The sequence below is a fragment of the Blastococcus sp. SYSU D00669 genome (assembly GCF_054050715.1).
In genome coordinates this window covers 75,234-96,034 of record NZ_JBJGZV010000022.1, presented here as the reverse complement: position 1 = coordinate 96,034, position 20,801 = coordinate 75,234, and the positions used below count along the sequence as shown (strand labels likewise).

Genomic DNA, 20,801 nt, shown 5'->3' with positions numbered 1-20,801 from the left:
GGCCCGGCTCGGTCCGAGCCGGGCCCCGCGGCACGTCCGGAGGGGGGAGATCCGGGTGAGGCGTGGTGGCGGGACGGCCCGGTCCGGGGGTGCGCGCTGAGAGGATGCCGGGCGTGATCGGACGCCTCGGTGGGCTGCTCCGGCGGCCCGCCACCGGCGCGGTCACCGGGCAGGTGAGCCAGGCCCTCGCCGGGCTGGTCCTGCAGGTCGCCGCGGCCCGCTCCCTGGGCGCGGCCGGTCTGGCCACGTTCTCCCTCGTCTACGGCGCGATCGTGCTGGTGACCGCCGTCTCCAGCGGGATGGTCGGCGACTCGCTGACCGTCCTCGACCGGCACGAGCGCGGTGTGCGCGCCGGCCTGCACGTGTGGGCGCTGGCGGTCTCGGTCGGCGCGGGCCTGGTCGGTGCGGCGGTCGCCGCGGTCACCGGTGTCGTCTCCGGGTGGGCGGTGCTCGTCCTCGCCGCAGCGACGACCGCCTACGTGGTCGAGGACGTGCTGCGCCGGCTGCTCATGGCGACCGGCCGGTTCTGGGCGCTGCCGGCGGTCGACGCCACCAGCCTCGTGGTCTCCCTCGGCGCCCTCGTGCTGTGCGCGCTGGCCGGCCCGCTGACCCTGACGTCGTTCCTGGTGGCGCTGCTGGCCGGGCAGACGGCGGCCGCCGTCGTCGCCTGGTGGCGCGCACCGGCCGGCGAGCGGCCCCGCGGCCCGTGGCGCCGACCGGCGCTCGGCGAGGTGTGGTCGTTCGGCGCGTGGCGGGCGGCGGGTCAGACGGTCCGGCCGACCCTGCTCACCGCGCTGCGGCTGGTGGTCGTCGCCGGGGTGGGCGCGGCCGCCTACGGCCCGCTCGAGGCCGCCCGCGTGTACACCGCGCCGACGCTCGTGCTGGTCGCGGGCCTGGGCTCCTTCCTGCTGCCGCACTACGTGGCCACCCGCGACCGCGAGCCCCGGTGGGCGATCCGCGCGGCCGACCGGGTGGCCCTGGGGCTGGCCGCGGCGGTCGCCGCGGTCGGGGCGCTCGCCGTGCTGCTCCAGCCGGTGGTCGAGCCGCTGCTGACCGGTGGCGCCTACGCCGTCCCCGTGCTCGCCGTCGTCGGCTGGAGCACCTACGCGGTGGCGGCGGCCTTCCTGCTGCCGTACTCCGGCCTGGCGACCGTGCACCGCCGGCAGCGGCGGGTGCTCGCGTGCCGCCTGCTCGAGTTCGCCGCCCTCGGCGGGGTGTGCGCCCTGGTGCTCCTCGTCCCCGACGGCGAGCGCTGGGCGCCGCTGGCCCTGGCCGCCGGGCCGGTGCTCGCCGCCGTCGCCGTCCGGCAGCTCGTCCTGCGGCCACTGCGCCGCACCGGCGCCGCGCCGGCGGCGGCGGAGCCGGCCGTCGCCGCGGTGTGACCCGGACTAGCGCCGGGCGGCGAGCTGCTCGAGCAGCGCCTCGCGGATGCGGGTGACGACCTCCGCCCACGTCGGCACCGCGACCTCGGGGCTCGGGCTGGGGGAGGGGAGGGCCAGCTCCGCCCGCACCCCGCGGGCGATCGACGCCGGGTCGGTGGGGTCGACGAACGACGCGCCCGGCGCGAGCTCGCGGAAGGCGGGGATGTCGCTGAGCACCATGGGCGCGCCCGACAGCGCCGCCTCCACGACCGGCAGCCCGAAGCCCTCGTCCAGGGACGGGAAGACGAACAGCCGGCACTGCTCGTAGAGCCACTTGAGCCCGGCGTCGTCGATCCCGCCGAGGAACCGCACCCGCCGGTCGCCCGGGTCGGCCCCGCGGATCGCCAGCCCGTCCGGCTCGCCGACGACCACCAGCGGGAGGTCGTCGCGCAGCAGGTCGTCGGCGAGCAGCCCGTCGATCAGCCGGTCGACGTTCTTGCGGGCGTTGAGCCGGCCGACGCAGAGCAGGAAGCGCCCGGGGGTCAGCCCGACGTCGGGGTCGGCCGCCCGGCGGGTGCGGAAGGCCTCCGGGACGCTCAGCCCCACCGGCCGCACGCGGCCGGCCAGCCGCGGCCGGACCCGGGCGATCCGGGCCGCCTCGGCCGCCGTCGAGGTGAGCACGACGTCGGCGGCGCGCGCCGAGAAGGGCATGCCGGCGAAGTACAGCCGCTCGAGCCGGGTGAAGAACTCGGGGTGCTCCTCGAACATCAGGTCGTGCACGAAGACCGCCCGCACGGCCCTCGCGCGCAGCGGGGTGTAGTTCTGCGAGAGGACGACGTCGACGCCCCCGGTCAGCCGGCCGAGCTCGGTCATCACGCTGAGCCCGTGCGGCGCGCGCCGGACCGGGTGCAGCGTCAGCGCCGCGTCCCCGGCGAGCTCGCGCGCCCGGTCGAGGTGCGCGGCCCGGACGGCGGCGCTCAGCTCGTCCTCCGGGAACTCGGTGAGCCACGTGCGGAGGAACGAGTCGACGACCCGGCGGCCCGACGGCTGGCCCTCCACCCACCAGTAGGCGTCGAAGAGCACCCGCACCGGTTGTCCTCCATAAGTCTGACGTTCGCCGAGCTTGGCGCACATTCGCGCTGCGCGCCCGTAGCATGCCGCGTCGTGACCATCGAGGCCGCCGCGGGGGCGGCATGAGGCCCCTCCTCGCGCAGGGCCCGCTCGGCCGCCTCGTCATCGCGTTCCTGCTCGTCGCCAGCACGGTGGGCTGGCGGCGCGGCCAGTACTTCTCCGGAGCGCTCGACCCGGTGGTCGTCGCGAAGGGCGGGCTGTCCTTCCTCGCGCTGCTGATCGCGTTCTACGCCGCGCAGGCGGGGGCCCGCCGGCGGCTGGGCACCGGGTCGGTCTGGCTTCTGGCGGTCGTGCTCGGCGCCTCGGTGTTCGGCGCGCTCACCTACGGCACGCTGCTGGCCAGCGGCCTGGTCGCCGTCCGCGTCGTCGTCCTGGCCCTCACCGTCTTCTTCCTGCTCCGGGTCGCCACGGTCTACGAGGCGTTCTCCGCGCTCGCCGTCGCCTGCGGCGGCATCGCGCTGGTCGCGGCCGTCACCGGCCTGCCCACGCTGTCGAGCGGCCGGCTGTCCGGCGGCCTGCCGCCGCTGACCCCGAACGAGATGGCCTTGCTGGCCAGCGTCGTCGTCCTGTTCGTCGCGTGGCGGGTCGTGCTCGGCGAGGCCGGCTGGCTGCGCGCCGCGGCCGCGCTCGGCGGGCTCGGGATCATCTGGGTCACCGGCTCCCGGACGGCGCTGCTCATGCTCGTCCTCGCCCTCGCCGTCATGGCCCTGCACATCCGCCGCGCCCGGGTCGGCCTGGTCACCGGCGCCCTCGTCGTCGCGGCGGCCGGCGTGGTCGCCGTGCTGACCACCGGGGTGCTCAGCGCCTTCGTCGAGCGCAACGGCACCGGCATCAGCACGCTCGAGTCGCGGTTCATCGCCTGGCGGGCCGCGGGGCAGTGGGCCGAGTCGGTCTGGCAGCTGGTGTTCGGCGGCGGCCTGTCGGTGAAGATCATCCAGGTCCAGGGGCAGTGGTGGAACGAGCAGCCGCTGGACAGCAGCTGGGTCTCCCTGCTCGTGCAGACCGGCCTGCTCGGCCTGCTCACGGCGGCCGTCTGGGCGCTGTGGGTGCTGCGCGGCGCGGTGCGGGCGCCGCACCCGCACCGCGTGCTCTTCCTCGGCGTCGCCGTCTTCGTGATCGGCCGCAGCCTGCTGGAGAGCGGCCTGTTCGACGCGACGCCGGCGTTCCTGTGCTTCTTCGCCGTCTCGCTGCTCGTCGAGGGCGGCTCCCGCGCCCGGTTGCGGGAGGAGTTGCCCGCCGCCGCGCCGACCTCCCGGCGCGACCGCCCGCCGCTCGAGCCGGCGGCCCCCCGCCCCTTCCTCTGATCACCCGCGCCGGACGGCCGCGACCCGCACCACGCAACGCGCGGGTGGCGGCCACCCGGCGAGGACGGTCCGCTCGTGCTGCGCTCGGCACGACGGAGCCCCCGCCTCGCGGACGAGACGGGGGCTCCGGTGCGGGGAGGTCAGCGGCCGGTGCCGGCCGGCTCGCCCTGCTCCGTGCGGCTGGGCCGCCCGTCCAGCGGGGCCGCGGTGCTCGCGGGCACGCCGGGGCGCGGCGTGGCGGCGACCGGCTCGTCGGCCGCCTTCACCTTGCGCGTGCGCCGCGGGGTGACGACGACGGCGAGCGTCTCGACCGAGGTGGCGCGCAGCAGGACGCGCATCTCGTGCAGCTCGGCGGCGTCGACCCGGCCGGCCGCGGCCACCAGGACCACGCCGTCGTAGTGCTCGGCCACCGACCGCCAGAACGACAGCGGCGCCAGCGGCTCGGCGACGGTGATGAGCACACCGGGGCCGTCGTCGGCCACCAGGCGGGTGCTGCCCTCGACGTCGCTGACGGTGGCCTTCACGCCCCGGCCGCGCAGCTCCGCGGCCACGCCCTCGGCGAGAGCGCGCGGCGCGCTCGACTCGGCCGGCGACGGCGAGAGCAGCACGATGCGGACGCGGCGCTCCTCGGCGGTGAACTCCAGCCGGCGGGCCAGCTCGGCGGCCGGGTTGCCGGTCAGCGCGCTGCGGCGGGCGCGGCCGCGGCGCGGGACGAGCACCTCGAGCCCGGGCTCGTGGCCCCAGGCGCGGCGCACGTCCTCCTCGCTGCGCACCGTGGTGTCCATGCGGCTGCGCACGACGGCGAGGGCGAGGCCGAGGAACAGGCCGACGGCGAGGCCCAGGCCGACGTCGTAGAGCGCGACCGGCGAGACCGGCTCGCGCGGGGCGGACGCCGGGTCGCTCACGGTCAGGGTGACCGGGCGGTTGCCCGACGACGGCGTCTCGAGGTCCTCGACGACGGTGGTGAGCTGGTCGGCGACGGCGTTGGCGATCTGCGCGGCCTCGCGGGGGTCGGCGCCCGAGACGGTCACCTGGACCTGCGAGGTCTCCACCGGGACGTCGGCCGACACCCGCGCCTGCAGCTCGTCGAGCGACTCGTCGAGGCCCAGCTGCCCGATCACCGGGCGCAGCACGGCGGCGCTCTCCGCGATGTCGGGGTAGCTCTTGACCCGCTGGTCGACGAACTGCGCGCTGTTCGGGATCGCCGGCGACACCGACACGAACACCCGGGCGGTCGCCTCGTACGTGCGCGGGGTCAGCTGGAACGCCGTCACGCCCAGCGCGACGCCGAGCAGGGTCACGCCGACCCAGGTGAGCCAGTAGCGACGGATCGCCGCCAGGTAGTCCCTCAGTTCCATGTCCGTCCCTGGTGCTGCTGTCGTCACTGTGCAGCCGGGAGCAGGTGGTCCGAGGCCGGTGCACCCCCGCTGTTCCGTGAGCCTCTACGGGAACCGAAGCGTAAGTGCGGCCGCGCGGGCCACCAGGCGAACCGGAGCCCGGGTCACCCGTGAGGGGGAGCCCCGGCGCCCGCCGACCGCCCGTGCGGGTGGCACCGCTCAGGCCGCCTCCACCCGCCAGCCCGGCGCCCCGACGAGGGTCACCAGGTCCGGGTCGGACGCGGTGATCAGCTTCGCCCGCCCGGCCGCCTTGGGGGCGACGACGGTGATCGGGACGGTGGTGTGGATGCAGGCGCCGGTGGTGTCGGCCGCCGTCGACGAGGCGTTGGTGGCCGGGAAGCGCGGGGCGGTGAACACGATCTCCGATCCGCCGGTGACCGTGACCAGGCCGCGGCTGGCACCGCTGACGTTGGCGTTGAACACCCACAGGTCGTCGATCGTGATGTCGGTGCCGCCGCTGATCTGCACGCCGGCGAGCTGGGTGGCCCGGGCCCCGGTGCGGTTGCTCGCGTCGACCAGGGTGCCGGCCAGCCGCAGCCCGGTCCCGCTGCCGCTGATCCGGACCCCGTAGCCGCCCTGGGCGGTGACGTAGGCGCTGCCCACCACCGACTGGCCGAGGCTGTGCAGGTCGAGGAACGCCCGCTCGGGCGGGAGGGTGCCGCTGACGAAGTGCGCGCCGCGGGTGAACAACCACGAGTCGCTGCCGCCGATCCGCACCACCGAGTCGGTGACGTCGTTGACGTAGGCCGGCTGGAAGTCCAGCCGCAGGAAGGAGCCCTCGAGCAGCGTCGTGCCGCCCTTGTAGCCCCCGCCGTGCACCCGCACGTCGGTCCAGGCGCCGCGCGAGTTGTCCCGCGGGATCGGTTCGAGCAGGTGGTCGCGCACGCGGCAGGACAGGTTGTCCAGGGTGACCGACTGCACCTCGGGGTCGAAGGCGAGCAGCCCGCCGGCCGGCAGGGTGATCTGCTGGCCGTCGAAGAACTCGTCGCCGAACGGGAAGGCCTTCAGGTGCAGCCCGGGGTACGGGCGCACCCGCCGGGTCAGGTCGTAGGCGGCGTTGGCGAAGACGATCGCCGGCTTGTGCGTCTGCGCCGCGGCGTGGGACAGCGCCGCGGCGAAGGCGTCGTCGTCGCCGAGCCCCCCGCCGCGGAAGTCCTCGACCGGCAGCAGGCCCAGGCCCGCCGGGATCGGCGTCGGGGGAGCCGGAGCGGACGGCGGCGGGGGAGTCGTGGCGGCCGACGCCGGCGGGTCCGCCGGCACGGCGGCGGCGGTCCGGGTCTCGCCGGGTGCCAGCGCGGCCCCGGCCAGCGCGCCGGCGCCGGCGCCCCCGAGCAGGAGCGCGGCCCGGCGGGTCAGCCGGCGCCCGTCGCGGCGCGGCGGCAGCGCCGCTGCGTCGTCCACCCGGTACCTCCGTCGCCCCGTGCGCAGCCCCGCCCGACGGCGGGTGGCCGCATCCTGGCACCGCGGGACGGTGCGGCGGTGCACACGGCATCCGAACGGGTGAAGTGCGCCGTGAAGGTCACCGTGCGTGACACGTCCTCCGGTAACTTCCCAGCTCGGCATGCGGTCGAGCGCCACAGCAGTCGCCCGGCACCACGGAGAGTGAGCGGGCGGGCGCGTGGCAGCCGGCGCGGACCCGGGACTACGGACGCAGGGGGAAGCAAGGGAAATGACCGTGATCGGTTACGCGCCAGGGGCCTACGACCTCTTCCACATCGGGCACCTGAACATCCTCAAGCACGCCAAGGAGCACTGCGACGTCCTCATCGCCGGGGTCGTCTCCGACGAGATGCTGCTGCGGACCAAGGGCCGCCTGCCGGTGATCCCGCTGGCCGAGCGGCTGGAGATCGTGCGCAGCCTGCGCTTCGTCGACGACGTGCACGCCGAGGTGCTGCCCGACAAGCTCGACACCTGGGAGCAGGTGCGCTTCGACGTGATCTTCAAGGGCGACGACTGGCGGGGGACGCCCAAGGGCGACAAGCTCGAGCGCGACTTCGCGCGGGTCGGCGTGGAGGTCAGGTACTTCCCGTACACCATGCACACCTCGAGCACGATCCTGCGCAAGGCGCTGACGGCGATCGACGCGGAGGAGCCGGTGGGCCGCGTGGCCCGCGCGCTGACCTCCTGATCCAGGCGGTACGACCACGGCGGGGGCCGGTTCCCGGGGACTAACCTGGGAGCCGGCCCCCGCCGTGTCCGGCGCTGCGGCCTCCCCGTCCCAGGAGGAACTGCCCCGTGACCTTGCGCGGCGTGCTGGACGTCGTCCTCACCGACCCGGGCATGGCGCGCGTCGTCGCGTCGGCCGGGGCCGCCGAGCTGGCCGTCACCGCCCCGCCGCCGGTGCAGCCGCTGGTCGCGGCCGCCCTGGCCCGCGGCGGCGACGACGGCGGGGTGCCGGTGCTGGTCGTCACCGCGGGCGAGCGGGACGCCGACGCCGTCGCCGCCCAGCTGCGCTGCTTCCTCCCCGAGCGCCGGGTCGAGACCTTCCCGGCATGGGAGACCCTGCCGCACGAGCGGCTCTCGCCCCGCGCCGACACCGTCGGCCGCCGGCTCGCGGTGCTCCGCGACCTCACCCACCCCGGCGCCAACGGCACGATCGACGTGCTGGTGGCCCCGGTGCGCAGCGTGCTGCAGCCGCTGGCCCCGGGGCTGGGCGACCTGGTCCCGGTCGAGCTGGCGCCGGGGGACTCCGCCGAGCTCGACGACGTCGCCCGCGCCCTGGTCGACGCGGCGTACACCCGCGTCGAGATCGTGGAGAAGCGCGGCGAGTTCGCCGTCCGCGGTGGCCTGCTCGACGTCTTCCCCCCGACCGAGCCGCACCCCGTGCGCGTGGAGTTCTGGGGCGACGAGGTCGACGAGCTGCGCTACTTCTCCGCGGCCGACCAGCGCTCGCTCGACGAGCGGCCCGACCGGCTGTGGGCGCCGCCGTGCCGCGAGCTGCTGCTCACCGACGACGTCCGCGCCCGGGCCGCCGAGCTGGCCGCGGAGCACCCCGGCCTGGTCGACGTGCTCGGCAAGCTGGCCGAGGGCATCGCGGTGGAGGGCATGGAGTCGCTGACGCCGGCGCTGATCCGCGGCGAGCTGCAGCTGCTCACCGACCTCGTGCCGAGCGGCACGCACGTGCTGGTCTGCGACCCCGAGCGGGTGCGCAGCCGGTCGGCCGACCTGGTGCGCACCGCCGAGGAGTTCCTCGCCGCCTCCTGGGCGACCGCCGCGGAGGCCGGCGAGGCGCCGCTGGACCTCGGGGCGTCGTCCTTCCGGGAGCTGGCCGACGTCGAGACCGCCGCCCGCGGCCGCGGGCTGCCGTGGTGGACGACCGGCGCGTTCACCCTCCAGGCCGAGGACGACGAGCGGCAGGTGACCCTGGACGCGACCACGGTCGACCGCTTCTCCGGCGACCTGCCCAAGGCGATCGACCGGCTGCGCTCCTGGTCCCGCGACGGGTGGGCCGTCGTCGTCACCTTCGCCGGTCCCGGCCCGGCGCAGCGCGCCGCCGACCAGTTCACCGAGGCCGACCTCGGCGTCCGGCTGGTCCCGGACATCGGCACCGCCCCCGAGACCGGCCTGGCGCACGTGACCCAGGGCGACCTCGAGACCGGGTTCGCCTTCCCGGGCGTGGGACTGGCGCTGCTCACCGAGCACGACCTCACCGGCCAGCGCGGCACCACGATGCGCGACGCGGTGAAGATGCCGGCCCGCCGGCGCAACGCCGTCGACCTGGTGCAGCTGCAGCCCGGCGACCTCGTCGTCCACGAGCACCACGGCATCGGCCGCTACGTCGAGATGATCAGCCGCACGGTCAACGGCGGGCAGCGCGACTACCTGATCGTGGAGTACGCGCCGAGCAAGCGGAACCAGCCGCCGGACCGGCTGTTCGTGCCCACCGACTCCCTCGACCAGCTCACCCGCTACGTCGGCGGCGAGCAGCCGGCGCTGTCCAAGCTCGGCGGCACCGACTGGCAGAAGACCAAGGGCCAGGCGCGCCGGGCGGTCAAGCAGATCGCCGCCGAGCTGATCCGGCTCTACAGCGCGCGGATGGCCACCAAGGGGCACACCTTCGGGCCGGACACCGTCTGGCAGCGCGAGCTCGAGGACGCCTTCCCGTTCCAGGAGACGCCCGACCAGCTCGCCGCGATCGACGAGGTCAAGGCCGACATGATGCAGCCGGTCCCGATGGACCGGATCATCTGCGGCGACGTCGGCTACGGGAAGACCGAGATCGCGGTGCGGGCGGCGTTCAAGGCGGTGCAGGACGGCAAGCAGGTCGCCGTCCTGGTGCCGACGACGCTGCTGGCCAACCAGCACTACAAGACGTTCTCCGAGCGGGTCGCCCAGTTCCCGGTGACGGTGCGGGTGCTCTCCCGGTTCCAGTCCGACGCCGAGTCGCGGCAGATCCTGCAGGAGCTGGCCGACGGGCAGATCGACATCCTGGTCGGCACCCACCGGCTGCTGCAGCCGACCACCCGGTTCAAGGACCTCGGGCTGGTCATCGTCGACGAGGAGCAGCGCTTCGGCGTCGAGCACAAGGAGTACCTCAAGACGATGCGGACGGCGGTCGACGTCCTGTCGATGTCGGCCACCCCGATCCCGCGCACCCTGGAGATGTCGCTGACCGGCATCCGGGAGATGTCGACGATCCTCACCCCGCCCGAGGAGCGGCACCCCGTGCTGACCTACGTCGGCGCGTGGGACGACAAGCAGATGGCCGCGGCGATCCGCCGCGAGCTGCTGCGCGACGGCCAGGTCTTCGTCATCCACAACCGGGTGCAGTCGATCGACAAGGCGGCGGCGAAGATCCGCGGCCTGGTGCCCGAGGCCCGGGTGGCCGTCGGCCACGGGCAGATGAGGGAGCACGAGCTCGAGCGGATCATGGTCGGCTTCTGGGAGAAGGAGTACGACGTCCTGGTCGCGACGACGATCGTCGAGTCGGGCCTGGACATCCCCAACGCCAACACGCTGATCGTCGACCGGGCCGACACCTTCGGCCTCTCGCAGCTGCACCAGATCCGCGGCCGCGTCGGCCGCGGCCGCGAGCGCGCCTACGCCTACTTCACCTACGACCCGAGGCGGCCGCTGACCGAGACCTCGGTCGACCGGCTGACCACGATCGCGCACAACACCGACCTCGGCGCCGGCATGGCGGTGGCGATGAAGGACCTCGAGATCCGCGGCGCGGGCAACCTGCTCGGCGGTGAGCAGTCGGGGCACATCGCCGGGGTCGGCTTCGACCTCTACGTCCGGCTGGTGGGCGAGGCGGTGGCCGACTACCGCGCGCAGGTCAGCGGCGAGGCGGCGCCGGCCGAGCCGCTGGAGGTGCGGGTCGACCTGCCGGTCGACGCGCACCTGCCGCACGACTACGTGCCGGGGGAGCGGCTGCGCATGGAGGCCTACCGCAAGGTGGCATCGGTCCAGGACGACGACCAGGCGCAGGCGGTGCTCGAGGAGCTGACCGACCGCTACGGCGCCCCGCCCGCCCCGGTGCTCAACCTGCTGGCGGTCGCCCGGTTCCGCGCGGCCATGCGGGGGCTCGGCATCACCGAGGTGTCGCTGCAGGGGCGGGCGATCCGCATCTCCCCGGTCCCGCTGCCCGAGTCCAAGCAGATGCGCCTCGCCCGGCTCGCCGACGGCGCCACCTACAAGGCCGCCGTCGAGACGATCTCGCTCAAGGTGCCCGTCGGCCCCGACCGCCGGACCCCGCTGCGCGACGTCGCCCTGCTGGAGAACCTGCACGCCCTGCTGACGTCCCTCCTGCAGGAGCCGCAGAAGGCCGCTTCCTGACGGCCCCCTGCAGGGCCCCGCCGCGAGCGTGCGAGTGGTGGGGGGCAGGGGGTCCTTCCACCACTCAGGGCTTCCAGCGGGGGTCGCGGCCGAGGAAGCCCAGCAGCCGGTCCTGCAGCGGCGCCGCCTCGTCGACCGGGACCTCGGCGCCGTACACCTCGATGCCCGGCCCGAACGCACCCGGCGTGCGGAACCGCTGCATCAGCTCGGCGGGCACGGCGGTCGCGGCGGCCCACAGCTGCGCCACGTCGCCCGGGTCGATCAAGCCGTCCTGGTCGGTCGCGCGGGCGAGGTCCCACCGGTGCACGACCAGGTCGTCGCTGACCACCCGGTCGACGTGCTCCGCGACGGTCAGGCGGCCGGCCGGGGTGTCCGCGGTGGTCGCGGCCAGCCCGGGGTCGCCGAGGACGGCCTCCACCGCGGCGCGGGCCGCGCGGAAGCCCGCGAGGGGGTCGTCGCCGGTCGGCGGCAGGGCCCGCCCGACCGGCCGCAGCATCTCCGCGTGCATGCCCACCACGTGGGCGACGACGTCGCGTGCGGTCCAGGCGGCGCACGGTGACGGCTGCGACCACTGGTCGGCCCGCACGGCGGTGACCGTGCGCTCGAACGCGGCGGCGCGGCGGCGGTACCTCTCGGCGATGGTCTCCACGAGGACGACGACCCACGCGCCCCGCAGAACTCATCGCTGCCGGCCGCCTGCGACGGGCGCTCCGACCGGTGTGGGAGTCTCGCGGCGTGCGCACGCGTCGTGTTCCCCAGGTCGTCCTGGCCGGGGCCGCCGCCGTCCTCGCGGTCGCGGGGCTGGCCGGCTGCCGGACCTCGCCCAACGTGGCCGCCTACGTCGGCGAGGAGCAGATCACCGTGACCGAGCTGGAGAGCGCGGTGGACGCCCGGCTGGAGGACGAGGACGTCGCCGCGTTCGCCGAGGCCGACCCGGACGCCTTCACCCGGCAGGTGCTCAGCCTGCTCGTCGGCGAGCAGGTCTACGCCGCCGCCGCCGAGCGCTGGGACGTCTCGGTCACCGACGCGCAGGTGCGCGGCCGCATCGACGACCTGCTGGAGGGCAACGACCCCGACGAGGTCTACGCGCAGCTCGCGGCGCAGGGCATCGGCCGCGCGGACGTCTTCGAGAACGTCCGCCAGCAGCTCGTCCGGCAGGACATCGCCCGGGCCGAGGGGCTCGACGACGCCGTCTCCGAGGAGACCCTGCGGCAGCAGTACGAGGCGAACCCGGAGCAGTTCCAGCAGTACGTGTTCGGCTACATCACCGTGCCCGACCAGCCGACCGCCGACGCCGTCCTTGCCCAGCTGACCGCCGACCCGGCGAGCTACCCGGTGGTCGCGGCCGCCTTCCCCGGTGACGCCACCCTCGCCCAGCCCGAGACGCGCGCCCCCGACGCGCTGCCGCAGGCGCTGGCCGAGCAGATCCTGGCCACGCCCGCCGGGCAGGGGTTCACGCTGCCGGTCGAGGGGCTCGGCGTGGTGGTCGCCTTCGTCGCCGACGTCACCGTCCAGCCGTTCGAGGACGTGCGCGGCGACCTGGAGGAGGCCGCCTCCTCGGGGATCGACGACGAGGTCCAGGCCGTCGTGCAGGACTTCCGCGACGGTCTCGACATCACGGTGAACCCGCGCTACGGCGTCCTGGAGGAGAACGCCGTCGTCCCCGGCGACGAGGGCGTGGTCGACATCCTCGACGGCGACGAGCCCGCGTCGGGCACGACCGGGGGCTGACGCCGGTGCCCGTCGCGCTCGGCGTCCCCGTGAGCCCGTACCGGCCGGCCCTGCTGGCCCCCTCCGCGTGGCGCGCGGTCAGCGGTGGGCAGCCGGTGCTGGCCCTGCCCGGGGCCGCCGCGACCGCCGCGGCCCTGCGCGCGGCCGGGACCGCGGTCGAGGACGTGGCCGACCTCGCCACCGCGCGGGCCCGGCCGGACGACGTCGTCTGCCTCGGCACGGCCGGGGAGCTGGCGGGGGTGCCCCTGGTGCCGCCGCCGGCCGGCGCCCGGCTGCTCGACGTGGTCGCCGTCATGGACCGGCTGCGCTCGCCCGGCGGCTGCCCCTGGGACGCCGAGCAGACGCACGCCTCGCTGCGCGGCTACCTGCTGGAGGAGGCGCACGAGGCCTACGACGCCGTGGTCGACGACGACGCCGCGGCCATGCGCGAGGAGTTCGGCGACGTGCTGCTGCAGGTCGTCTTCCACGCCCGCGTCGCCGCGGAGGCCGACGGCGACCGGCGCTTCGACATCGACGACGTCGCCGGCGACCTCGTCGACAAGCTGGTCCGCCGGCACCCGCACGTCTTCGGCGACGCCGGCCCCCGTGACGTGGCCGCGGTCGAGGCGGGCTGGGAGGAGATCAAGAAGGCGGAGAAGCAGCGCCGCTCGCCCACCGAGGGCGTCTCGCGCTCGCAGCCCGCCGCCTCGTGGGGCGCCGCCCTCGTCCGCCGCGCGGCCCGGGCCGGGCTGTCGACGCCGCCGGCGGGGGAGCTGGCGGTCGACAGCCCCGAGGCGCTCGGGGAGCAGCTGCTCGGGCTGGTCGTCGCCGCCGCCGAGCGCGGCTGGGACGCCGAGGACGCGCTGCGCGAGGCGGTCCGCCGCTACGCCGGGGAGCTGGACGCCGAAGCCGGGGCGTGAGTCAGCGCCGGCCCGCGCGGGGCGGCGGGCTGGGGTCGGAGCCGAGCAGCTGCGCGAGCCAGAACAGCACCGCCGCGGCCAGCACGGTCGCGAACACGAAGCCCGCCGTCCCGCTGCCGTCGAGGTAGGCCCACAGCAGGCCGAGCACCGGCGCGGCGATCACCACGACCACGTCGCTGCGCACCTGCCGGGCCCAGGTCGGCGGCCCGGCGGGGGCGTCGGCCGGCACGACGACGGTCCGCTCGCCGCGCGGCGGGCGCGACCGCAGCCGGCCGGAGGGCCACACCTCCGCGCCGTCGACCACCGGCAGCACGGCGCGCCCGGCGAGGTCGCCGCGCAGCTGCACCGGTCCGTCGGGCTCCAGCGCGGCCAGCTCCGACGACCAGTGCACCGGCACCCACCGCTCGCCCCGGCCGGTGGCCAGCTCCAGCCAGCTGCGCACGACCAGCCCCTGGCGGACGACGACGCGGGTGCCCACCGCGTCGGTCACGGGCGCCCCGCGCAGCCGCCGCCGGGACAGCACCCGCAGCCCGGTGACCGCCGAGGCGACCAGCAGGACGGTGACGGTCACCCCGAGGCCGAACACGAGGTCGGCCACCGCGCGGTGCGCTGCGTCGCCGTCGGTGTAGACGGCGGTGTCCTCCGGCGGCGAGTCGGGGTCGTACCGCACGGCGACCTGCGCGCCGGCGGGGACGTCGACCGGCTCCCGCAGGACCAGGGTGCCGGTGCGCCGGGCGCCGTCCTCGTCGAAGCCCACCGCCACCCCGCGGCCGTCGGGGGCCCGTCCGTCGGCGACGACGTCGGCCGTGGCGGTGGCGGTCGCGGCCGCGAGCGGCTCGCGCGCCGCCGAGAGCCGCAGGGCGAGGACGGCGAGCAGCACGAGCCCGACGGCGAGCAGCGGGAGGTAGCCGAGCAGCAGCTGGGCCGCCGCCCGCCGGTGCGGTCGGGGCGGGGCGGCGGGGGTGCTCATCGCCGTCCATCGTCGCAGGACCGGCGGCACCGACGCGGTGCGCACGGCCGGCCGCGCCGGGCTGGATAGGCTGCCCCCGTGCCCAGCATCGACGCCGTAGGCGCGCGGGAGATCCTCGACTCGCGCGGAAACCCCACCGTGGAGGTCGAGGTCGCCCTCGACGACGGGACGATCGCCCGCGCGGCCGTCCCCAGCGGCGCCTCGACCGGCGCCTTCGAGGCCGTGGAGCTGCGAGACGGGGGTGAGCGCTACGGCGGCAAGGGCGTGACCAAGGCCGTCGACGGCGTCCTCGACGTCATCGGCCCCGAGCTGGTCGGCTACGACGCCGCCGAGCAGCGGCTGCTCGACCAGCGGCTGCTCGACCTCGACGGCACGCCCGACAAGTCGCGGCTCGGCGCGAACGCCCTGCTCGGCGTGAGCCTCGCCGTCGCCCGGGCGGCCGCCGACTCCGCCGGCCTGCCGCTGTTCCGCTACGTCGGCGGCCCGTCGGCGCACCTGCTGCCCGTGCCGATGATGAACATCCTCAACGGCGGCGCCCACGCCGACAGCAACGTCGACGTGCAGGAGTTCATGATCGCCCCGATCGGCGCCGGGACCTTCGCCGAGGCGCTGGCCATGGGTGCGGAGACCTACCACGCGCTCAAGTCGGTGCTGAAGAAGGAGGGCCTGGCCACGGGCCTGGGCGACGAGGGCGGCTTCGCGCCGAACCTGTCGAGCAACCGGGCGGCCCTGGACCTCATCGCGCGCGCCGTCGAGCAGGCCGGCTACACCGTCGGCGACGACATCGTCTTCGCCCTCGACGTCGCCGCCACGGAGTTCCACGGGGACGACGGCTACACCTTCGAGGGCAAGACGCTGTCCTCGGCCGAGATGACCGAGTACTACACCGAGCTCGTCGGCGCCTACCCGATCGTCTCGATCGAGGACCCGCTGTCGGAGGAGGACTGGGACGGCTGGGTGGCGCTCACCGACGCCCTCGGCGACCGGATCCAGATCGTCGGCGACGACCTGTTCGTCACCAACCCGGCGCGGCTGGCCGACGGCATCGCCCGCGGCGCGGCCAACGCCCTGCTGGTCAAGGTCAACCAGATCGGCACGCTCACCGAGACCCTCGACGCGGTCAACCTGGCCCACCGCAGCGGCTACCGCTGCATGATGAGCCACCGCTCGGGCGAGACCGAGGACACCACGATCGCCGACCTCGCCGTCGCCACCGACTGCGGGCAGATCAAGACCGGTGCGCCGGCGCGCAGCGAGCGGGTGGCCAAGTACAACCAGCTGCTGCGGATCGAGGAGGAGCTCGACGACGCCGCCCGCTACGCCGGCGCCGCCGCGTTCCCACGCCTGGCCAGCTGAGGTCCGTCGGACGATGAGCAGCGTCCGCGGTCGGCGCGGGGCCGCGGCCGGACGGCGGGCCGGCGGTCGCGGCGTTCCCCGCGCCACCGGGCCGGTGCACACCGGCCCGGTGCGCACCGGTGCCCGCTCGACCGTGCCCAGCCGGCCGGGGCAGCGGCGCTCGGTCCGCCGTCCCGCCCGCGCGACGGGCACCCGGCGGCGGCCGCTGTTCACCGGCCGGGCGGTGCTGCTCGGCGCCCTGGTGCTGCTGCTCGCGCTCACCCTGGCCGGGCCGGTGCGGCAGTTCCTCGCCGGCCGCGCGGAGCTGGTGCAGCTGGCCGCCGAGCGCGCCGAGCTCGAGCAGCGGGCGCAGGAGCTGGAGGAGGAGCTCGACCGGCAGGCCGACCCCGACCACACGGCGCGGGAGGCCCGCGAGCGGCTCACCTACGTGCTGCCCGGCGACCGGCTGGTGGTCGTCGTCGACGGCGCGACCGTCGAGGGCGACGCCGGCACCCTGCCCGAGGAGCCGACGGGTTCGGCGACCCGGCCGTCGTGGTACGAGGGGCTCATGCAGTCCGTCGCCACCGCCGACGGCGACCCGGCGGGCTCCGGTGGCTGAGCCCGCCCCCGAGCCCGCGCCCCGGCCGGTGCCCCCCGGCGCCCGGCCCGCCGTCACCCCCGCCGAGCGCGACGTCGTCGCCCGCCAGCTGGGGCGGCCGCCGCGCGCGCTGGCCGCGGTGGCCCACCGCTGCCCGTGCGGGCAGCCCGACGTCGTGGAGACGGCACCCCGCCTGGAGGACGGCACGCCGTTCCCGACGCTGTACTACCTGACCTGCCCGCGGGCGTCGGCCGCCGCGAGCCGCCTGGAGTCGACCGGGCGGATGCGGGAGTGGCAGGACGAGCTGGGCACCGACCCCGACCTGGCCGCGCGCTACCGCGCCGCGCACGAGGTCTACCTCGCCGAGCGCGACGCCCGCGGCGAGCTGCCCACCCGCAACACCGCCGGCGGCATGCCCGACCGGGTCAAGTGCCTGCACGCCCTCGCCGGGCACGCGCTGGCCGCCGGGCCGGGGGTGAACCCGATCGGCGACCGCGCGGTCGAGGCGATGGGGGAGTGGTGGGCGAACGGTCCCTGCGCCCTGCCGGAGGACGACGGATGACGCGCGCGGCCGCGATCGACTGCGGCACCAACTCGATCCGCCTGCTGGTCGCCGACGTCCCCGAGGACGGGCCGCACGTCGACCTGGTCCGCCGGATGGAGGTCGTGCGGCTCGGGCAGGGCGTCGACGCCACCGGCCGGCTCGCGCCGGAGGCGATCGAGCGGACCCGCCGGGTGCTCGAGGAGTACGCGGCCACCGCCCGCGGGCTGGGCGCCACCGCCGTGCGCATGGTGGCCACCAGCGCCACCCGCGACGCGGCCAACCGGGCGGACTTCGAGCGGATGGTCGAGGCCACCCTCGGCAAGCTGCCCGACGTCGTGACCGGCCGCGAGGAGGCCGAGCTGTCCTTCCTCGGGGCCACCGCGTCGCTGGACGCCGCCGCCCGGGCGCACGGCAACCCCGCGCCCCGGCCGCCGTTCCTCGTCGTCGACATCGGCGGCGGGTCGACCGAGTTCGTGCTCGGCGACCCCGCCGGCGTCCGCGCCGCCCGCTCGGTCGACGTCGGCTGCGTCCGGCTCACCGAGCGGCACCTGGCCGGCGACCCGCCCACCGCCGACGAGATCCAGCGCGCCGAGGCCGACATCCGGGCCGCGCTGGCGCTGGTCGCCGAGGCGGTGCCGGTCGCCGAGGCCGCCACGCTGGTGGGCCTGGCCGGGTCGGTCACCACGGTCGCGGCGCTGGCGCTGCAGCTGCCGCACTACGACGCCGCCGCCATCCACGGCTCGCGGATCCCCGTCTCCGCCGTCCGGTCGGTGACCGCCGGCCTGCTCACCGCCACCCGGTCGCGGCGGGCCGCGCTGCCGGTCATGCACCCCGGGCGGGTCGACGTGATAGGCGCCGGGGCGCTGGTGCTGCGCGTGCTCATGGACGCCTTCGCCCTGGACGAGGTCGTCGTCAGCGAGCACGACATCCTCGACGGGATCGCGCTGCGCCTCGCCCGCGGCTGATCCGTCGTCCGCCATCCGGTCGTGCCCGTCGGGAATCGGACGGCGCCGTCCGGGGTAGCTCCCCGGCATGACGCTCACCGCCGAGAGGACCGCCCGCCCGGCCGCGCCCGGCGCGACCCGGTGCGAGAGCTGCGCCGACGGTCTCGGGCGGCCGAGGCCGATCCGGCCGGGCTCCGTCCGGGAGCGGGTGCACCGGAAGCCGTCGGTGGCCCGGCTCTGGCGGGTCGGGGTCTTCCTCGCCGGGCTGCTCCTCGTCGCCCTCGGCGTCGCGCTGGCCGTGCTGCCCGGCCCGCTCACGATCCCGCCCGTGCTGGCCGGCCTCTGGGTCTGGTCGACCGAGTTCGACTGGGCGCGCCGGCTGTTCGCCTCGTTCGCCCGCAAGGCCCGGGACGCCTGGCGGCACGCCCGGCAGCACCCGGTCGGCTCCGCCGTCGTGACCGTCGGCGGCCTGCTGGCCGTCGGCGCGGCCGTGTGGGCCGTGCAGCGGTTCCAGCTCGTGACCAGGCGATGACCGCCCTGGGGCGCTGACCCGGCTCTCCCACGACCGGGGCCGGGTGATCGGATGTCGTCGTGGCCGTCGACGAGGCCGGGTTCCCGGTCACCCGCAGCGCCGCCGGCGTCGTCCGCTCCGCGGCCGGGGTCCGCGACCTGACGGTGCTCGACGCCCGGGTCTCCGGGTGCCGCGCCTGCCCGCGGCTGGTCGCCTGGCGCGAGGAGGTGGCGCGGGTCAAGCGCGCTTCCTTCCGCGACGAGGAGTACTGGGGTCGCCCGGTGCCCGGGCTCGGGCCCGCCGACGCGAGGATCGCCGTCGTCGGCCTCGCCCCGGCGGCCCACGGCGGCAACCGGACCGGCCGCGTCTTCACCGGTGACCGCAGCGGCGACTGGATCTTCGCCGCGCTGTGGCGCGCGGGGCTGGCCAACCAGCCGACCTCCACGCACATCGGGGACGGCCTGGAGCTCACCGACGTCCGCGTCGCCGCGGCGGTGCGCTGCGCCCCACCGGCGAACGCACCCACGCCCGAGGAGCGCGACACCTGCTCGCCGTGGCTGGCCCGCGAGCTGGCGCTGCTGCCGCGGCTGCGCGTCGCCGTCGTCCTCGGCGGGTTCGGGTGGACGGCGCTGTGGCCGGTGCTCGCCGCCGCCGGCTACCCGCTGCCGCGCCCCCGCCCGGCGTTCGGGCACGGGGTGGAGGTGCACCTCGAGGGGCCGCGCGGCCCGCTGACCCTGCTGGGCAGCTACCACGTGAGCCAGCAGAACACCTTCACGGGCAAGCTCACCGAGCCGATGCTCGACGCCGTCCTCTCCCGGGCGACCGAGCTCGCTCAGACCGGTTCGACCACGTAGTCGGCCGGGTCGAACCGGCGGGTGCGCCACCGGTAGGCGAAGGTGAAGTCGGGCCAGTTGTTCGTGTTGCGCCCCGACTCGGTCCGGTACCAGCTGGTGCAGCCGCGGTCCCACACGGTGCGGGTGATCCGGGCCTGGACCTCGTCGGCGGAGCGCCGCTGGACCTCCGGCCGGACGTCGAGCGTGCGGGCGCCGGCGGCCAGCCGCCGCACCGCCTGGACGACGTACCGGATCTGGCTCTCGATCATGTAGACGATCGAGTTGTGGCCCAGGTTGGTGTTCGGCCCGTAGAGCAGGAAGAGGTTCGGGAAGCCGGCCACGGCGATGCCCAGGTGGGCCTCGGCGCCGTCCCGCCACACCTCGCGCAGGTCGCGTCCGCCGGCGCCGGTGACCGTCATGGGCACGAGGAACTCGGTGGCGCGGAAGCCGGTGCCCCAGATGATCGTGTCGGCCGGGTGCTCGCGGCCGTCGGCGGTGACGACGGCGGTCGGCCGGATCCCGGTGATCGGCTCGGTGACCACGTCGACCGAGGGCCGGTCCAGCGCCGGGTAGTAGTCGTCGGACAGCAGGATCCGCTTGCAGCCGGGGACACCGTGCGGCTGCAGCCGCGCCCGGAGGTCGGGGTCGGCGACCTGGCGGGCCAGGTGCCCGCGCGCCTGGCGGTCGATCAGCGACATCAGCCCCGGCCACCGCGTGAAGCCCAGCGCCCGGGCCTCGTACTGCACGTACGTCACCGCCCGGTTGAGCGCCAGCAGGCCGGGGACGGCGCGGAACGCCGCCCGCAGCCGCGGGCCGTAGGGGCGGTCGGGCTTGGGGATCACGTGCGGGGCGTCGAGCTGGAAGACCGTGGTCGCGGCGGCCCGCTCGGCCACGTGCGGGACGAACTGGACGGCGCTGGCCCCGGTGCCCACGACGGCGACCCGCCGGCCGGTCAGGTCGTGCTCGTGCCGCCAGCCCGAGGAGTGGAACGCCGTCCCGGTGAAGGTCGCCAGCCCGGGGATCGCCGGGACGGCGGGGCGGGACAGCTGGCCGCAGGCGGCGACGACGACATCGGTCTCCAGCGTGGCGCCGTCGGCCAGGGTGAGCACCCAGCGGGCGCGCGCGTCGTCGAAGCGGGCGTCGACCACCTCGGTGCCGAAGCGCGTGCGCTCCAGCACCCCGCTGCGCCGGGCGACTTCCTCGAGGTAGTCGCGGATCTCGGCCTGCGGCGGGTAGCGGCGGGTCCAGTCGGTCTTCGGTGCGAACGAGAAGGAGTACAGCGACGCCGGGACGTCGCACGCCGCACCCGGGTACTCGTTGGCCGCCCAGACGCCGCCCACGCGGTCGGACCGCTCGAGCACCGTGACGTCCGCGAACCCGGCGCGCAGCAGCCGCGCCGCCATGCCGATCCCGCCGAAGCCGGCTCCGACGACCGTGACGGCGGGCGAGCGCATGGGACCTCCGG

At 76.1% G+C, this 20,801-nt stretch carries 18 protein-coding genes; 12 read left to right on the top strand and 6 right to left on the bottom strand.

Features of this window, described 5'->3' with window-relative positions:
* Nucleotides 1–113: 113 nt before the first annotated feature.
* A complete protein-coding gene (locus ACI8AF_RS16620; protein ID WP_456540841.1) occupies nucleotides 114–1,382 on the top strand; it encodes a hypothetical protein in 1,269 nt (422 codons plus the stop codon).
* Nucleotides 1,383–1,388: 6 nt separating this feature from the next.
* Here the strand turns inward: ACI8AF_RS16620 and ACI8AF_RS16615 are convergent, their stop codons facing one another.
* Nucleotides 1,389–2,450 carry a glycosyltransferase family 4 protein gene (locus tag ACI8AF_RS16615; RefSeq protein WP_456540840.1) on the bottom strand — a complete coding sequence of 354 codons (1,062 nt, stop codon included), beginning with the start codon at nucleotides 2,448–2,450 and terminating at the stop codon, nucleotides 1,389–1,391.
* Nucleotides 2,451–2,554: 104 nt separating this feature from the next.
* Between ACI8AF_RS16615 and ACI8AF_RS16610 the strand changes: the two genes are divergently transcribed.
* Entirely contained in the window at nucleotides 2,555–3,796 is a 1,242-nt protein-coding gene (locus ACI8AF_RS16610; RefSeq protein ID WP_456540839.1) for a hypothetical protein, read from the top strand.
* A 140-nt stretch (nucleotides 3,797–3,936) separates the two neighbouring features.
* On the opposite strand, the gene ACI8AF_RS16605 is transcribed toward ACI8AF_RS16610, so the two are convergent.
* Entirely contained in the window at nucleotides 3,937–5,154 is a 1,218-nt protein-coding gene (locus tag ACI8AF_RS16605; protein ID WP_456540838.1) for a YveK family protein, read from the bottom strand.
* A 198-nt stretch (nucleotides 5,155–5,352) separates the two neighbouring features.
* On the bottom strand, nucleotides 5,353–6,594 hold the full coding sequence (locus ACI8AF_RS16600) for a hypothetical protein (RefSeq protein WP_456540837.1): 1,242 nt from the start codon (nucleotides 6,592–6,594) through the stop codon (nucleotides 5,353–5,355).
* Between the two features lie 268 nt (nucleotides 6,595–6,862).
* Between ACI8AF_RS16600 and ACI8AF_RS16595 the strand changes: the two genes are divergently transcribed.
* On the top strand, nucleotides 6,863–7,321 hold the full coding sequence (locus ACI8AF_RS16595) for an adenylyltransferase/cytidyltransferase family protein (protein WP_456540836.1): 459 nt from the start codon (nucleotides 6,863–6,865) through the stop codon (nucleotides 7,319–7,321).
* Between the two features lie 107 nt (nucleotides 7,322–7,428).
* Nucleotides 7,429–10,971, top strand: coding sequence for a transcription-repair coupling factor (gene mfd, locus ACI8AF_RS16590; protein WP_456540835.1), 3,543 nt, complete (start codon nucleotides 7,429–7,431; stop codon nucleotides 10,969–10,971).
* A gap of 64 nt (nucleotides 10,972–11,035) precedes the next feature.
* Here the strand turns inward: mfd and ACI8AF_RS16585 are convergent, their stop codons facing one another.
* Nucleotides 11,036–11,620 (bottom strand): TIGR03086 family metal-binding protein, encoded by a 585-nt coding sequence (locus tag ACI8AF_RS16585; protein ID WP_456540834.1) that lies wholly within the window; start codon nucleotides 11,618–11,620, stop codon nucleotides 11,036–11,038.
* An 86-nt stretch (nucleotides 11,621–11,706) separates the two neighbouring features.
* Here ACI8AF_RS16585 and ACI8AF_RS16580 point away from each other — a divergent pair, with 86 nt between their 5' ends.
* Nucleotides 11,707–12,702, top strand: coding sequence for a peptidylprolyl isomerase (locus tag ACI8AF_RS16580; RefSeq protein ID WP_456540833.1), 996 nt, complete (start codon nucleotides 11,707–11,709; stop codon nucleotides 12,700–12,702).
* Between the two features lie 5 nt (nucleotides 12,703–12,707).
* Nucleotides 12,708–13,601: a MazG family protein gene (locus ACI8AF_RS16575; protein ID WP_456540832.1), complete on the top strand. Its 894-nt coding sequence runs from the start codon at nucleotides 12,708–12,710 to the stop codon at nucleotides 13,599–13,601.
* A gap of 1 nt (nucleotide 13,602) precedes the next feature.
* Here the strand turns inward: ACI8AF_RS16575 and ACI8AF_RS16570 are convergent, their stop codons facing one another.
* Entirely contained in the window at nucleotides 13,603–14,571 is a 969-nt protein-coding gene (locus ACI8AF_RS16570; RefSeq protein WP_456540831.1) for a hypothetical protein, read from the bottom strand.
* 78 nt (nucleotides 14,572–14,649) lie between these two features.
* Between ACI8AF_RS16570 and eno the strand changes: the two genes are divergently transcribed.
* The 6 genes from eno (at nucleotide 14,650) to ACI8AF_RS16540 (ending at nucleotide 19,357) form a co-directional block, all read left to right on the top strand.
* Nucleotides 14,650–15,927 carry a phosphopyruvate hydratase gene (gene eno, locus ACI8AF_RS16565; RefSeq protein ID WP_456540830.1) on the top strand — a complete coding sequence of 426 codons (1,278 nt, stop codon included), beginning with the start codon at nucleotides 14,650–14,652 and terminating at the stop codon, nucleotides 15,925–15,927.
* 13 nt (nucleotides 15,928–15,940) lie between these two features.
* Nucleotides 15,941–16,525 carry an FtsB family cell division protein gene (locus ACI8AF_RS16560; protein ID WP_456540829.1) on the top strand — a complete coding sequence of 195 codons (585 nt, stop codon included), beginning with the start codon at nucleotides 15,941–15,943 and terminating at the stop codon, nucleotides 16,523–16,525.
* Nucleotides 16,518–17,066 (top strand): DUF501 domain-containing protein, encoded by a 549-nt coding sequence (locus ACI8AF_RS16555; protein WP_456540828.1) that lies wholly within the window; start codon nucleotides 16,518–16,520, stop codon nucleotides 17,064–17,066. The genes ACI8AF_RS16560 and ACI8AF_RS16555 overlap by 8 nt, the downstream gene beginning before the upstream one ends.
* On the top strand, nucleotides 17,063–18,013 hold the full coding sequence (locus tag ACI8AF_RS16550; RefSeq protein ID WP_456540827.1) for a Ppx/GppA phosphatase family protein: 951 nt from the start codon (nucleotides 17,063–17,065) through the stop codon (nucleotides 18,011–18,013). Before ACI8AF_RS16555 ends, ACI8AF_RS16550 begins: the two co-directional genes overlap by 4 nt.
* A gap of 67 nt (nucleotides 18,014–18,080) precedes the next feature.
* Nucleotides 18,081–18,524, top strand: a complete 444-nt coding sequence (locus tag ACI8AF_RS16545) for a PGPGW domain-containing protein (RefSeq protein ID WP_456540826.1) — start codon at nucleotides 18,081–18,083, stop codon at nucleotides 18,522–18,524.
* Nucleotides 18,525–18,583: 59 nt separating this feature from the next.
* Nucleotides 18,584–19,357, top strand: a complete 774-nt coding sequence (locus tag ACI8AF_RS16540) for a uracil-DNA glycosylase (protein ID WP_456540825.1) — start codon at nucleotides 18,584–18,586, stop codon at nucleotides 19,355–19,357.
* Here the strand turns inward: ACI8AF_RS16540 and ACI8AF_RS16535 are convergent.
* On the bottom strand, nucleotides 19,336–20,790 hold the full coding sequence (locus ACI8AF_RS16535; protein WP_456540824.1) for a flavin-containing monooxygenase: 1,455 nt from the start codon (nucleotides 20,788–20,790) through the stop codon (nucleotides 19,336–19,338). The genes ACI8AF_RS16540 and ACI8AF_RS16535 overlap by 22 nt on opposite strands.
* Nucleotides 20,791–20,801: the final 11 nt, after the last annotated feature.

What these genes read in the sequence shown, in the direction of transcription:
- ACI8AF_RS16605 (WP_456540838.1), bottom strand. Translation starts at nt 5,154, where the DNA reads ATGGAACTGAGGGACTACCTGGCGGCGATCCGTCGCTACTGGCTCACC.
- ACI8AF_RS16595 (WP_456540836.1), top strand. Translation starts at nt 6,863, where the DNA reads ATGACCGTGATCGGTTACGCGCCAGGGGCCTACGACCTCTTCCACATC.
- ACI8AF_RS16535 (WP_456540824.1), bottom strand. Translation starts at nt 20,790, where the DNA reads ATGCGCTCGCCCGCCGTCACGGTCGTCGGAGCCGGCTTCGGCGGGATC.
- ACI8AF_RS16570 (WP_456540831.1), bottom strand. Translation starts at nt 14,571, where the DNA reads ATGAGCACCCCCGCCGCCCCGCCCCGACCGCACCGGCGGGCGGCGGCC.
- ACI8AF_RS16545 (WP_456540826.1), top strand. Translation starts at nt 18,081, where the DNA reads ATGACGCTCACCGCCGAGAGGACCGCCCGCCCGGCCGCGCCCGGCGCG.
- ACI8AF_RS16610 (WP_456540839.1), top strand. Translation starts at nt 2,555, where the DNA reads ATGAGGCCCCTCCTCGCGCAGGGCCCGCTCGGCCGCCTCGTCATCGCG.
- ACI8AF_RS16560 (WP_456540829.1), top strand. Translation starts at nt 15,941, where the DNA reads ATGAGCAGCGTCCGCGGTCGGCGCGGGGCCGCGGCCGGACGGCGGGCC.
- ACI8AF_RS16550 (WP_456540827.1), top strand. Translation starts at nt 17,063, where the DNA reads ATGACGCGCGCGGCCGCGATCGACTGCGGCACCAACTCGATCCGCCTG.